Origin of the sequence: Kerstersia gyiorum (assembly GCF_004216755.1) — a bacterium.
Lineage (GTDB): Bacteria > Pseudomonadota > Gammaproteobacteria > Burkholderiales > Burkholderiaceae_B > Kerstersia > Kerstersia gyiorum.
In genome coordinates, this window is sequence record NZ_SGWZ01000001.1 from 427437 (window position 1) to 441165 (window position 13729).

The 13729-nt window shown below is 63.7% G+C and carries 9 protein-coding genes; 3 read left to right on the forward strand and 6 right to left on the reverse strand.

Annotated features, from left to right (window positions below; translation table 11 throughout):
• Nucleotides 1-131: 131 nt before the first annotated feature.
• The 5 genes from EV679_RS01900 to EV679_RS01920 all read right to left on the reverse strand — a co-directional run bounded on the left by EV679_RS01900 (nt 132) and on the right by EV679_RS01920 (nt 9206).
• Nucleotides 132-1112, reverse strand: coding sequence for a FecR domain-containing protein (locus EV679_RS01900; RefSeq protein ID WP_165389932.1), 981 nt, complete (start codon nt 1110-1112; stop codon nt 132-134).
• A gap of 7 nt (nt 1113-1119) precedes the next feature.
• Entirely contained in the window at nt 1120-1635 is a 516-nt protein-coding gene (locus EV679_RS01905) for a sigma-70 family RNA polymerase sigma factor (RefSeq protein WP_068373110.1), read from the reverse strand.
• A gap of 209 nt (nt 1636-1844) precedes the next feature.
• Nucleotides 1845-3314, reverse strand: coding sequence for a glutamate synthase subunit beta (locus EV679_RS01910; protein WP_130486406.1), 1470 nt, complete (start codon nt 3312-3314; stop codon nt 1845-1847).
• A 23-nt stretch (nt 3315-3337) separates the two neighbouring features.
• Nucleotides 3338-8077, reverse strand: coding sequence for a glutamate synthase-related protein (locus tag EV679_RS01915; RefSeq protein WP_130486407.1), 4740 nt, complete (start codon nt 8075-8077; stop codon nt 3338-3340).
• Nucleotides 8078-8501: 424 nt separating this feature from the next.
• Nucleotides 8502-9206 (reverse strand): hypothetical protein, encoded by a 705-nt coding sequence (locus EV679_RS01920; RefSeq protein ID WP_068373101.1) that lies wholly within the window; start codon nt 9204-9206, stop codon nt 8502-8504.
• 236 nt (nt 9207-9442) lie between these two features.
• On the opposite strand from EV679_RS01920, the gene rpoH reads away from it, so the two are divergent.
• Nucleotides 9443-10342, forward strand: a complete 900-nt coding sequence (gene rpoH / locus EV679_RS01925; RefSeq protein WP_130486408.1) for an RNA polymerase sigma factor RpoH — start codon at nt 9443-9445, stop codon at nt 10340-10342.
• A gap of 157 nt (nt 10343-10499) precedes the next feature.
• Here rpoH and EV679_RS01930 read toward each other — a convergent pair whose 3' ends face one another.
• Complete coding sequence (locus EV679_RS01930) at nt 10500-11330, reverse strand: NUDIX hydrolase (protein ID WP_130486409.1); 831 nt, start codon at nt 11328-11330, stop codon at nt 10500-10502.
• Between the two features lie 299 nt (nt 11331-11629).
• Between EV679_RS01930 and EV679_RS01935 the strand changes: the two genes are divergently transcribed.
• Nucleotides 11630-12229: a PhaM family polyhydroxyalkanoate granule multifunctional regulatory protein gene (locus EV679_RS01935; RefSeq protein WP_341272958.1), complete on the forward strand. Its 600-nt coding sequence runs from the start codon at nt 11630-11632 to the stop codon at nt 12227-12229.
• An 84-nt stretch (nt 12230-12313) separates the two neighbouring features.
• A complete protein-coding gene (gene glmU / locus EV679_RS01940) occupies nt 12314-13687 on the forward strand; it encodes a bifunctional UDP-N-acetylglucosamine diphosphorylase/glucosamine-1-phosphate N-acetyltransferase GlmU (RefSeq protein ID WP_068373092.1) in 1374 nt (457 codons plus the stop codon).
• Nucleotides 13688-13729: the final 42 nt, after the last annotated feature.

The following is a 13729-nucleotide window of genomic DNA, read 5'->3' on the forward strand; positions in this document are numbered from 1 at the left end:
GTGAGAAAGGATGCGCCATTGTTTCTGTCTCGGAAATGAAAGTGCGAATAGGTATCGCTATTCAGGCCGAAACAGCCGGTACAGAAGTGCCAGTTGGCTAGCAGGTTATTTGTATCTTTTTGTAAGTGACATCAGCGCAGATCGACCTGCACCCAGTATTGCGAGCGATATCTGATCTGGATGGGTAGGGTGCCCGCGATGATGTCGAGGATGTGGCGGGTGTCCGGTAACTGGAAGGCACCGGAGATGCGCAGCGCCCCGGCGGCGGGGGAATAGCGTACGACGCCTGGACGGTAGCGCGCCAAGTCTTCGAGAAATTCGCCCAGCGGCATATCGTTTGCGTAGAGCACGCCCTCGGTCCATCCACTGTCCTGCGGGGTGACTGCTTGCACCGGAGAGATCTGGTCGCGGCCGAAGCGAACCTTCTGCCCGGCTTCGATGATGCGGGCCGGTATATCGAGGAGATCTGCCGGCTTGACCGCGACACTGTGCTCCAGGACGGTCAGCAGGGTGTTGTCCTGAGCTCGCACCATGAAACGTGTTCCCAGCGCCTGCATGGTGCCCTGATATGTTTCCACGATGAATGGCCTGCTGTCTGAAGGGCGGGAGTTCGTCGTGACCATGATTTCGCCTGCCAGCAGGCGCAAGCGCCGCTCGGTCCGGTCAAACTGCACATTCAGGCTGGTGCCGGTATTGAGCAGTACCGTACTGCCGTCATCCAGGTGCACGATGCGTTGCTGGCCTGTTCCGGTTGAATAGTCGGCTTGCCAGCGTTGCCACAGGAAGGATTCCCGTGTCAGCCAGACGGCAGGTGCAGCGAGCGCAGCCATGCTGAGGATCTTGATGGTGGTACGGCGCTTGATGGCGTGGTCGCGGGTCAGTACCGGGACACTCAGCTCAGGCGACAACATCCCCAGCTTGTCGAACAGGAATTCTGCCTTGCGCCAGGCGTACTCATGGCTTGGGTCCGCCCGGCGCCAGCGTGCACAGGCTTCGATATCGTCAGGGGAAGCGGGTTGTGCCTTGAGTCTAGCCATCCACTGGGCGGCTTCACGAATAACCTGGGCATCAGGTCGGGTCGCGCCATCAGTGTTTATTGGGCGGGTTGCCATGCTTGTATCAGCCTTCTGCCAGGAGTTGGGCCAGACAGATTTCAAAGGCACGGACCATATGGCGCTTGACGGTGCGAGTGCTGATACCCAGGCGCCTAGCGATTTCGTCATAACCCAGGCCTTCGAGCTGCGACAGCACGAAGGTCTGTCTTATGGCCGGGGATAGGTCATAAAGCAGCCGGTCTATTTCCTGCAGGGTTTCGATGGCTGCCAGGCGTTCCTGCTCTGAGGGCAGATATTCCGTGGGCAGGCTGGCGAGCGCCTCAAGGACGGCCTGCTCCAACGATTGGCGGCGCCAGTGGTCGATGACCAGGCCGCGTGCAATGGATGCCAGGTAGGCGCGTGGCTGGCGCAGGCATGCCAGCACCGGGGGCCGCAAGAGAATGCGGATAAACGTATCCTGCGCCAGATCAGCGGCATCTTCCTGCGACGCCAGGCGTCGTCGCAGCCAGGAACGCAGCCAGCCATGGTGTTCGATATACAGGGTATTCAGGTCGTTGGGTGGCGTCGGGGAGGCGGGCATGGCAGTTCCGGCGCGGGCGCCACGGGCCTGGGTGGCGCGGATACGACGATGGTCAGACTGGGAGTGCCCAGCGCTTCTGCTGTCCTGGCGGGGTGTCAGACAACAGTAGGCTGCTATTCTAGCGCCAACAAATGATAGAGAGAATAATAGTTATTCCTGTATTGAAAAAAACAGCCGTTGCGGCCGACGCCGGCCGCAACGGCTGCTGATCAGCGCGGCAACTGGCTGCTACCCATCAGCCAGGCGTCCACCGAACGGGCGCACTGGCGGCCTTCGCGGATGGCCCAGACGATCAGGGATTGCCCGCGGCGGATGTCGCCGGCAGCGAAGACGCCTTCGACGCTGGTATGGTAGTCCTCGGTATTGGCGCGTGCATTGCCACGGTTGTCGCTGTCGACGCCAAAGGCGTCCAGCACCGACGCCACTGGCGCGACGAAGCCCATGGCCAGGAGAACCAGGTCGGCCGGGAGCTCCATGCGCGAGTCCGGAATTTCACGCATGCGCTGCTGGCCGGTAATGGGATCGGGTGTCCATTCGGTACGGACGGCGATGAGCTTGCGAACATGGCCGTTTTCGTCGCCTTCGAACGATTGGCTCAGGATTGCCCAATCGCGTTCGCAACCTTCCTGGTGCGAGGTGGAGGTGCGCAGCTTGGCGGGCCAGTAGGGCCAGGTCAGGGCCTTGTTTTCGTGTTCGGGCGGTTGCGGCAGCAGTTCGATCTGCGTGACGCTGGCCGCGCCCTGGCGGATGCTTGTGCCGACGCAGTCCGAACCGGTATCGCCGCCGCCGATGACGATGACGTGTTTGTTGCTGGCGAGCACCTGGTCCAGCTGGCGGTCGCCAGCGACGGCCTTGTTCTGCTGGCGCAGGAAGTCCATCGCGAACATGACGCCGTCGAGTTCGCGTCCGGGAATGGGCAGGTCGCGCGGGGTTTCCGAGCCTCCCGCCATGATGACGGCATCATATTCCTCGCGCAGGGAGGCGGGTGTTCGTACCGTCAGGCCTTGCGCGGCGGGGGCGTCGGGCGAACCGACATAGGTGGAGGGGCGGAAGGAGACGCCCTCGGCCTCCATCTGTGCGATGCGACGGTCGATCAGGTGTTTTTCCAGCTTGAAGTCGGGGATGCCGTAGCGCATCAGCCCGCCGATGCGGTCGCTTTTTTCGAAGACGGTCACAGCATGGCCGGCGCGCGCCAGTTGCTGCGCGCACGCCAGGCCGGCCGGGCCGGAGCCGACCACGGCAATGTGCTTGCCGGTGCGCCGCTGCGGCGTTTGCGGGGCAATCCAGCCTTCTTCCCAGCCACGGTCGATGATGGCGTGCTCGATGGACTTGATGCCGACGGCGTCGTTATTGATATTCAACGTACAGGCGGCTTCGCAGGGAGCGGGGCAGATGCGGCCGGTCACTTCCGGGAAGTTGTTGGTCGAATGCAGCACGCTGAGCGCCTGGCGCCATTTGCCGTTGTAGACCAGGTCGTTCCAGTCGGGAATGATGTTGTTGACCGGGCAGCCGTTGTTGCAGAAGGGGACGCCGCAGTCCATGCAGCGTGCCGCCTGCTGGCGGGACTGTTCTTCATTGAGGAACAGGACGAATTCCTTCCAGTGGCGGATGCGCTTGGTTGCCGGCTGCATCGTCTCCTGGAGGCGGGGGTATTCAAGAAAACCAGTGGTCTTTCCCATGATGATTCCTTTGTCGCCGGGGCTCAGGCCAGCTGTGGCTCGGCCGGTTCTGCCTGGTACATCGTCTGCAGGGCGCGGCGGTATTCGATAGGCATGACTTTGACGAATTTGCCCAGTGCGTTGTCCCAGTCTGCCAGGATGTCGCGGCCGCGCTGGCTGCCGGTGTGCTGGACATGGGCGCTGATGAGCTGGCGCAGCAGTTTGTCGTCGGTCATGCGTTCGCCGTTGCGGGTGATGCAGACCCAGGTTTCGGGTCCGCCCATGGCTTCCTGCTCCAGGGTGGGCAGCACGGGTTCGAGTTCGACCATGGCGGTGTTGCAGTTCTGGCGCAGTTGCTGCTCGGGGTCCCAGACATAGGCTACGCCGCCGGACATGCCGGCCGCGAAGTTGCGACCGGTCTGCCCCAGGACGACCACGGTGCCGCCGGTCATGTATTCGCAGCCGTGGTTGCCCACGCCCTCGACGACAGTGACGGCGCCCGAGTTGCGTACCGCGAAGCGTTCGCCCGCGACGCCATTGAAGTAGGCTTCGCCTGCCAGCGCGCCATACAGGACGGTGTTGCCGGCGATGATGTGTTCGGTGCCCATGCCATTGAAGTCGTTGGGGCTGCGCACGATGATGCGGCCGCCGGATAGACCCTTGCCAACGTAGTCATTGGCTTCGCCAACCAGGTCCAGCGTGATGCCGTGTGCCAGGAAAGCAGCGAAGCTCTGGCCGGCGGTGCCATTGCACTGGATGCGGATGGTGTCGTCCGGCAGGCCGTCGTGACCGTAGCGGCGCGCGACCTCGCCCGACAGCATGGCGCCGATGGTGCGGTTGCGGTTGCGTACCGGCGTCATGAAGGACACGGGCGTGCCATGTTCCAGTGCGGCGCGGCTGCGTTCGATGAGCTGCAGGTCGAGCGCACCTTCCAGGCCGTGGTCCTGTTCTTCGACGTGACGGCGCGCGCCGGCCATCGCAGGCTGGTGGAAGATGCGGCCGAAATCCAGTCCATGGGCCTTCCAGTGATCCAGCGCGGCGCGCATATCGAGCAGGTCGGTGCGTCCTATCAAGTCCTCGAAACGGCGCACGCCCAGCTGGGCCATGAGTTCACGCACTTCTTCGGCGATGAAGAAGAAGTAGTTCACCACGTGTTCGGGGCGGCCCTGGAACTTGGCGCGCAGGACCGGGTCTTGGGTGGCAACGCCGACCGGGCAGGTATTCAGGTGGCATTTGCGCATCATGATGCAGCCCTCGACCACCAGCGGCGCGGTGGCGAAGCCGAATTCGTCCGCACCCAGCAGGGCGCCGATGACGACGTCGCGGCCGGTTTTCATCTGGCCGTCGGCCTGCACCCGGACGCGGCCGCGCAACTGGTTGAGCACCAGCGTCTGCTGCGCTTCGGACAGGCCCAGTTCCCAGGGCGAGCCGGCGTGCTTGATGGATGACAGGGGCGATGCGCCGGTGCCGCCATCGTGGCCGGCAATGACGATGTGGTCGGCCTTGGCCTTGGCCACGCCGGCGGCGATGGTGCCCACGCCGCTTTCGGCCACCAGTTTGACTGAAATCGACGCGCGCGGGTTGGCGTTCTTCAGGTCGTGGATGAGCTGGGCCAGGTCTTCGATGGAATAGATGTCGTGGTGCGGGGGCGGGGAAATCAGGCCCACGCCGGGCACCGAGAAACGCAGTTGCGCGATGTAGTCCGACACCTTGTCGCCCGGCAGCTGGCCGCCTTCGCCAGGCTTGGCGCCCTGGGCCATCTTGATCTGGATCTGGTCGGCGCTGACCAGGTATTCCGCAGACACGCCAAAGCGGCCGGAAGCGACCTGTTTGATGCGCGAGCGCAGCGAGTCGCCGGCCTGCAGCGGGACGTCCGCGGCGATGCGTTCGGCGCCCAGCACCGAGGCCAGCGTATCGCCTTCCCGGATGCCGCTGTCGCCGGTGCGCATTTCATTGCGGTAGCGCAGCGCATCTTCGCCGCCTTCGCCGGTATTGGATTTGCCGCCGATGCGGTTCATCGCCGCAGCCAGCACGGCATGGGCTTCGGTCGAGATGGAGCCCAGCGACATCGCGCCGGTCGCGAAGCGCTTGACGATTTCGCTGGCCGGTTCGACTTCTTCCAGCGCAATGGCGTGCGCAGGATCGACCTTGAACGAGAACAGGCCGCGCAGCGTCATCTGGCGCCGGGTCTGGTCGTTGATGATCTGCGCGTATTCCTTGTAGGTGCGGTAGTTGTTGGAGCGCGTGGAGTGCTGCAGGCGAGCGATGGCGTCCGGGGTCCACATATGCTCTTCGCCACGGATGCGGAAGGCATACTCGCCGCCGGCATCCAGGTTGTCTGCCAGGACGGGGTCGGCGCTGAAGGCCGCCTGATGCTGGCGCAGGGCTTCCTCGGCAATTTCAAAAATGCCCATGCCCTCGACCGCGCTGAACGTGCCGGTGAAGTACTTGTCGGTCACGGTGCTGCTCAGGCCGATGCACTCGAAAATCTGGGCGCCGCAGTAGGACATGTAGGTCGAGATGCCCATCTTCGACATGGTCTTGCTCAGCCCCTTGCCGACCGCCTTGATGTAGTTGGCAACGGCTTTTTCGGGCTGTTCGGCGGTGGCTGCCAGGGTTTGCAGCGTCAGGAACGGGTGCACGGCTTCGGCGCCATAGCCGCCCAGCAGTGCGAAATGGTGGTTTTCGCGGGCGCTGCCGGTTTCCACCACCAGACCGGTGCGGGTGCGCAGGCCGGTGCGGATCAAGTGCTGGTGGATGGCGGAGGTGGCCAGCAGCGCCGGGATGGCAACATGCTGGGCGTCTACCTTGCGGTCGCTCAGGATGAGGATGTTGTAGCCGCTCTGGACGGCATCGACGGCGCGTGCGCATAGCGCAGCCACGCGTGCTTCGATACCTTCGCGGCCCCAGGCTACCGGGTAGGTGATGTCGATCTCGAAACTGCGGAATTTATTGCGCGTCAGGTTGCCGATGTCGCGGATCACTCGCATGGCGTTGGCATCCAGCACGGGCTGGGAGATTTCCAGGCGCTGCGGCGGGTTGACGTTGTTGATGTCCAGCAGGTTGGGCTTGGGTCCGATGAAGGACACCAGTGACATGACCATCTGTTCGCGGATGGGGTCGATGGGCGGGTTGGTGACCTGCGCGAACAGCTGGCGGAAATAGTTGTAGAACGACTTGGGCCGTTGCGACAGCACTGCCAGCGGCGAGTCATTGCCCATGGAGCCGATGGCTTCCTCGCCCTTGGCGGCCATGGGGCCGACGATGAACTTGAGATCTTCCTGGGTCCAGCCGAAGGCCTGCTGGCGGTCCAGCAACGAGGTTTCCTCGCTGCCAGGGCGTTCCTGCGCCACCTGCGGGCGCGGCAGGGATTCGAGCTTGACGCGCAGGCGTTCGATCCACTGGCGGTAGGGATGTGAATTGGCGATTTGTGTCTTGATGTCGGCGTCGTCGATGATGCGGCCGCGTTCCAGGTCGATCAGGAACATTTTGCCCGGCTGCAGGCGCCACTTCTTGATGACACGGTTTTCCGGCACCGACAGCGTGCCCGCTTCGGAGGCCAGGATGACCAGATCGTCGTCGGTGATCAGGTAGCGCGCCGGGCGCAGGCCGTTGCGGTCCAGCATGGCGCCGATCTGGCGTCCATCGGTGAAGACCATGGCGGCCGGGCCATCCCAGGGTTCCATCAGCGCGGCGTGGTATTCGTAGAACGCGCGCAGGCTTTCATCCATGTGCGCATGCTGTTCCCAGGCTTCCGGGATCATGATCATCATGGCGTGGGCCAGCGAATAGCCGGACATGACCAGCAATTCCAGGCAGTTGTCGAAGGTGGCGGTATCGGACTGGCCTTCGTAGACGATGGGGTACAGCTTGCGCAGGTCGTCGCCCAGAACAGCGGACTGCATGGCGCCTTCGCGTGCACGCAGCCAGTTGAAGTTGCCCTTGACCGTGTTGATTTCGCCGTTGTGGGCGATCATGCGATACGGGTGGGCCAGCGGCCAGGCGGGGAAGGTGTTGGTTGAGAAGCGCTGGTGCACCAGCGCGAGCGCGGACACGGCACGCGTGTCGGCCAGGTCCAGGTAGTAGGAACCGACCTGGTCGGCCAGCAGCAGGCCCTTGTAGACGATGGTGCGCACTGAGGCCGACGGCACGAAATATTCCTTGCCATGGGCCAGATGCATGTTCTGGATGGCATGGCTGGCCGTCTTGCGGATGACGTACAGCTTGCGTTCCAGCGCGTCCGGCACCATCACGTCGTCACCCCGGCCCACAAACAGCTGGCGGATGACGGGTTCGTGGGCGCGGACGGTGGGGGATGCCAGCAGTTCGTGGTCGACTGGCACATCGCGCCAGCCAAGCACGACCTGGCCTTCTGCGCGCACGGAGCGTTCCAGCTCCTGTTCGCAGGCCAGGCGCGAGGCAGTTTCCTTGGGCAGGAAGACCATCACCACGCCATATTCGCCCGGCGGAGGCAGGATGATACCGTGGTGGGCCATGTCGGCCCGGTACAAGGCATCGGGAATCTGGATCAGAATGCCGGCGCCGTCGCCCATCTGCTTGTCCGCGCCCGTTGCGCCCCGGTGATCCAGGTTTTCCAGGATTTTCAGGCCCTGCTGGATGACGGCGTGGCTTTTGCGGCCCTTGATGTGGGCAACGAAACCGACGCCACAGGCGTCATGTTCAAGATCGGGGCGGTATAGGCCCTGGGGCGCCGGCAGGCCGATGCGGGTGGCATCGACTACGGACGCCGAGGGGCTACAGAACTCGCGAGGGCTGTGGGTCATGGCGGCATTCCATTAAAAGTGTCCGGGCTGCTTGAGATTTCCCCCGGTATTTACAAAATACCTTGTGATGTCCGCTACATACAATAAAAATAATTGGGGACGGATTTGCATTTTAAATGCGGTTTCCCTAGGGGATAAAATTAGGGACAAAGATATTTTATCGTGATGGCGCACGGATGCACCAAAGTGGTGCGTCTAAATAAGAGTGAGTATTGATGCCTGCGCAAATGCACTAATTTGATGCGGCTATGGCAGAAAATGGTGCATGCCGGCGCGCCTTGCTTTTTTTCGGGGCGTCGTAGCTTCGCAACGTGTCCCGGCGCTGTGCGGCGGGTATGGTGTGCGATTTTTTTTGTTGCTGCGCGGTGGGGCGGGCCTGTGCCCAGGCCGTGGCGGCGGCCGTGCAGGCCCCGGTAGGCCCGGTTCAGCGGCTGCTGGCTGCGGCGGTTTTGCGCGGCCGGCCGCGCTTGCCGGGCTGCACGCGGCGGCTGGCGGTGCCGGCCAGGCGTTCCAGGAATGCGGCATCGCCCAGTGCCCACTGGCCTTGCAGGGCCGTGGCGATGCGTTGTTCCTGCTCGCGGCTCAAACCGTCATGCAACAGCTGGCGGTAGGCGGCCTGGCGGTCGAAAGGCGTGTTGCCGCAACGCCAGTAGTCGGGATGGTTGTGCAGCCAGGCAGGGGCGGGGATCAGCGAGCCGGTATGGGCGCGTGCCGAGGACCAGGGCCAGGCTTCTGCATCCGGGGCCAGCCTGGCGGCGACGGGCCGGCTTTCCATCCAGGCCAGGACGGGCAGGATCCATTGGCCGGGCTGCACCAGTGCGCAACGGTAGCGGCCGTTGAAGACGGCGCCCGCCATCTGGCGGCTGGCCAGCTTGCGTCCCAGGGCCTGCATCATGCGTGCCAGGCTGTCTGCCTGGGCGGGGGTGCATAGGCAGATCAGGCGGTCGGGCAACAGGCACCAGCCGTGCAGGGTGACCCGGTGCTGCTGCGATGCTTCGGCTACCCATTGCTGTACGGTATCGAACATTGCTGCATCCAGGCCGCCGCCGTTTTCCTGTAGCGGATTGGTCAGCTCGGCCTGGGCCAGCTGAGGCGTATCGGGAGCATACAGGCGGGGAAGTCGGGCCATGGAGGCGTGCGCTAGGACTGTTCTGGGCGGAGGGCGGCGTTGTCATGGAAATAACAGCGTGCGCCCGTATGATAAACCAAGGAAGCTGGAACTTTCGTGCGTCAGCCGCCTCTAACTGGCACTCACTAATGGAGAGTGCTAACATCAATACGCAAATTCTGAATCATGCTGTCGCAATCTGTGGCAAGACGGTGCCGCCGGTGCCGGTGGCCAGCAGCACGGTAGGAGCGACCCCAATGAACACGAGTCTGACCCAATCTTCTGCAAGTGCAGCGGCCGCGACGTCGCAGGCCCTGGCGTTGGCTGTTGCCAATCCTGGCGCGCTGGGCACGCTTGATGCCTATATCGGCGCGGTGAACCGCCTGCCCGTCCTGTCCCCTGAACAGGAAACCGACCTGGCACGCCGCTTGCGCGACAACGGCGACCTGGACGCTGCGCGCGACCTGGTGCTGTCGCACTTGCGCCTGGTGGTTTCGGTATCGCGCCAGTATATGGGCTATGGCCTGCCGCAGGCTGATCTGATCCAGGAAGGCAACGTGGGCCTGATGAAGGCCGTGAAGCGCTTCGATCCCGAGCGTGGCGTGCGCCTGGTGTCCTTCGCCGTGCACTGGATCAAGGCCGAGATTCACGAATTCATCATCCGCAACTGGCGCCTGGTGAAGGTCGCCACGACCAAGGCGCAGCGCAAGCTGTTTTTCAATCTGCGCAGCATGCGTCCGGACGGCCAGACCCTGTCGCCCGACCAGGTGTCGGAAATCGCCAGCACACTGAATGTCCGTGAACAGGATGTCAGCGAAATGGAAGTTCGCCTGGCTGGCCGTGACGTGGCGCTGGAAGCGCAGGACGACGACGAAGACACGTTCGCGCCGATTGCCTATCTGTCGGATGACGGTGACGCCGAACCTGGCCAGGTACTGGAGCGCCGTGCCCATGAAATGCTGCAGGGCGAAGGCCTGCGCCAGGCCCTGGACGGGCTGGATGAACGTTCGCGCCGGATTGTCGAGGCACGTTGGCTGCAGGACGATGGCGGTGCCACTCTGCACGAACTGGCGCAGGAATTCGGCGTGTCTGCCGAGCGCATCCGCCAGATTGAAGCCGCTGCGATGAAAAAGCTGCGCAAGGCGCTGTCGGCTTGAGCATCGGTGCCGTCGGCCCAGGTGCTGAGGGTTGCAGGATGGGTGAAAAACGATAGATGAATGACGCCGGTCTGGAGCCGGCGTCATTTTTTGCGTGCTCCTGATGGCGCGATGTCTGTCGCCGGCACAGTCCCGCTATTGCCGTGACTGAGCGGCGTCAGGCTTCCCGGGCCAGTTGCAGCATGTCGTCCACCAGCACGATGGCTGCTTCCTGGGTGAACATGCCGTCTTCCAGCATATCCATGATTTCCAGGGGCGGTAACGCGCGGATTTCCATGACCTCGCCATCCTGGTTGCGGGGTTGCACATGTTCTGCCAGCACACAGCGGCTGATCAGGATGTCCTCGACCTGGAAGCCTTCGGGCAGGTGGTGGTGGATTTGCACCACGGTGCGCAGTGGGGTGCGCGCCGCGAGGTCTTCGGGCGTGAGGCCGGCTTCCTCGGCGCTTTCGCGTACGAGCGCGAGGTCCAGGCTTTCGCCGCTGCTGGCCAGCCCGCCCACAAGGGTGTCCCACATGCCCGGATCAGTGTTTTTGGTCAGCGAGCGCCGCGCCAGCCACAGGCGTCCGTCGGGCGTCCAGCCATTGAGGTGCACCGCCAGGGTACGCAAGCCCAGGGGGCGCGTTGCGGTACGTTCGATGCGGCCCAGCGGGGGGCTCTCCGGCGCCAGACTGTAGATATCGAGCGCTTCGTTGCGCCATCCGTGCAGGCAACCGGCATCCCGCAGCGTCACGGCGACGGCATCGCATACCTCGGCCAGGGCAGCGCTGTGGGGCGCCAGTTCCCTGCCAATGTGCCAGGTGTCGCCTGCGGCGTGTGCCAGCCCCTTGGGCTGCAGTGCGGCCATGGCTGCCGGCACGATCCAGCCGCAGCGCTGGCCGGCGATATGCAATGGCTTGGCACCTGCGGGCGGCGGCTGGGTGATGCCTGCGTGCAGGCGCTGCGCATAGTCTTGAAGACGGGCGAGGGAAGGCAGGATAATGGGCATGGGCGCATTGTAATGCCGTGTAGCCGGGCCAAGGGAAACCGCCAGCTGGCTGCGAGGGGTATCGGGCGTTATATCAGGGGGGGGTATCGGGCGCTCTTGGACAGGCGCAGGGAGACGGGTCTTTTCCGCTTGCAACATGGTGCGACAAGACGCAATATGAGTCTGTCCTTAATGTTGCGTCAAAGGCGAACTGTTAATATCCCGCTCATAGTGAAACCTCGATAGGGAGCCGTGCTATGACCGCTGCAACGCCGTCCTCTTTTTTCCCGGGAATGGGTGATTTACCTGCGGACAATCCTATGCTATCGGGCATGGCATTGATGCGCCAGGTATGGGGTGGATTGTCGGGCGCAGGCCAATTGGCCCAGGGTTTGCCGTTGTCGCCGACACTGGATGCACAGGAACTGGCCCGCCGTATTGATGAATTGCGTACGGTGGAAAACTGGCTCAACCTGAACCTGTCGCTGTTGCGCAGCACGATTCAGGGAATGGAGGTCCAGCGCGCCACCATCAGCACCTTGCAGAGTTTCCTGGGTGGAGCGGTGCCGGGAGCGGATGCTTCGGCCCGGCCTGCCAGCCCTGATGTGCCGCCGAAACCGCAAGCAGGCCAGGCCGCGCAGGATAATGCCGAGGCAGCCAGCGAGGATCCGGCAGCCCAGGCTGCGCAAGCCTGGTGGTCACTGCTGCAACAGCAGTTCCAGGGATTCGCCGCTGCGGCATCGGCTGCGGCGGCGCCAGTACAGGCTGCGGCTGAAAGCGTGAAAGCGGTGGCGGCACCGGCTGCCTCTGCCGCGCCGCCTGCGGCTGCACCGCAGAAACGGGCCGCACGGCCGGCCAGTAAACGCGCGGCGCCCGCCAAGCAGACCAGCGCGCCTGCCCAGCGTTCCCGCAAGTCCTGAAACACACTCATCGGCATCGGGGGCTGCGCCAACTGGCCTGGCGTCGGCCCCGATGCTCCTTTTCATTTTTCGCACTCCATTTCCATGCTGAATATCGTCATTCTCGCTGCCGGTCTGGGCAAGCGCATGCAGTCGAATCTTCCCAAGGTGCTCCACACGCTGGCGGGCAAACCCATGCTGGATCACGTACTGCAAAGCGCGGCGGCCTTGGCGCCGGACCGTGTGGTGGTGGTGGTCGGCCATGGCGCCGATCAGGTGAAGGCCGCGTTCGAGCAACGCGCCGGTCTGCGTTTTGCCTTGCAGCAGCCCCAGCATGGCACGGGCCACGCCGTGCAGCAGGCTGTGCCGGAGTTGCTGGATGGGGCAGCTGATGACACGACGCTGGTTCTGTATGGCGACGTGCCGCTGGTCCAGCCCGAAACCCTGCAACGCCTATTGCAGGCACGTGGCAAAGGTGTGGCTGTGCTGACGGAATTTCTGGATGACCCCACTGGCTACGGCCGCATCGTGCGCAATGCCGAGGGCCAGGTCCAGCGTATCGTTGAGCACAAGGATGCCTCCGAGGAAGAACGCGCCATTCGTGAAGTCAACACCGGTATCTTGGCGGCGCCGACGGCGCAGCTCAAGGACTGGTTGGGTCGCCTGCGCAATGACAATGCCCAGGGCGAGTTCTACCTGACGGATATCATCGGTTTTGCCGTGGCTGATGGCGTGCCTGTCAGTGCTGCGCATCCGGCAGCGGGCTGGGAGACGCTGGGCGTCAACAGCCGCGTGCAGCAGGCCCAGCTTGAGCGGGTCTGGCAAGGTGAGCAGGCGCGCCGCCTGCTGGAAGCCGGCGTGACGCTGGCCGATCCGGCACGGCTGGATGTCCGTGGCAGCCTGCGTTGCGGCCGCGATGTGTTCATTGACGTCGGTTGCGTCTTCGAAGGCGAGGTCGAACTGGCCGATGGCGTGCATGTCGGCCCGCATTGCGTGCTGCGCAACGTTACCGTGGGCGCGGGTGCTGATGTGGATGCCTATACCTATATCGAAGATTCGCAGATCGGTGCTGCGGCCCATGTCGGCCCGTATGCGCGCCTGCGTCCTGGCACCCGGCTGGAGCAGGGCGCCAAGGTCGGCAATTTTGTCGAAATCAAGAAAAGTGTCGTCGGGCCGCGCAGCAAGGTCAACCACTTGTCGTACATCGGCGACGCCGAGATCGGTGCCGACGTGAATGTCGGGGCCGGCACGATTACCTGCAATTATGACGGGGCGAACAAGTTCAAGACCATCATCGAGGACGGGGCATTCATCGGTTCCGACACGCAGCTGGTTGCGCCGGTACGCGTGGGACGCGGTGCGACGCTGGGCGCAGGCACGACCCTGACGCGCGACGCCGAGCCGGACAGCCTGACCCTGTCGCGCGCACCGCAGAAGACGGTGACGGGCTGGCAGCGTCCGACCAAGCAGAACAAGTAGACAGTAAAGCCAGTAAAGCGCCGGCCATCTGATCGGGCGGCA

Bases quoted from the DNA above. Each gene is read 5' to 3' on its own strand.
- EV679_RS01900 (WP_165389932.1), bottom strand. From the start codon at position 1,112: ATGGCAACCCGCCCAATAAACACTGATGGCGCGACCCGACCTGATGCC.
- EV679_RS01905 (WP_068373110.1), bottom strand. From the start codon at position 1,635: ATGCCCGCCTCCCCGACGCCACCCAACGACCTGAATACCCTGTATATC.
- EV679_RS01910 (WP_130486406.1), bottom strand. From the start codon at position 3,314: ATGGGAAAGACCACTGGTTTTCTTGAATACCCCCGCCTCCAGGAGACG.
- EV679_RS01915 (WP_130486407.1), bottom strand. From the start codon at position 8,077: ATGACCCACAGCCCTCGCGAGTTCTGTAGCCCCTCGGCGTCCGTAGTC.
- EV679_RS01920 (WP_068373101.1), bottom strand. From the start codon at position 9,206: ATGGCCCGACTTCCCCGCCTGTATGCTCCCGATACGCCTCAGCTGGCC.
- rpoH (WP_130486408.1), top strand. From the start codon at position 9,443: ATGAACACGAGTCTGACCCAATCTTCTGCAAGTGCAGCGGCCGCGACG.
- EV679_RS01930 (WP_130486409.1), bottom strand. From the start codon at position 11,330: ATGCCCATTATCCTGCCTTCCCTCGCCCGTCTTCAAGACTATGCGCAG.
- EV679_RS01935 (WP_341272958.1), top strand. From the start codon at position 11,630: ATGCTATCGGGCATGGCATTGATGCGCCAGGTATGGGGTGGATTGTCG.
- glmU (WP_068373092.1), top strand. From the start codon at position 12,314: ATGCTGAATATCGTCATTCTCGCTGCCGGTCTGGGCAAGCGCATGCAG.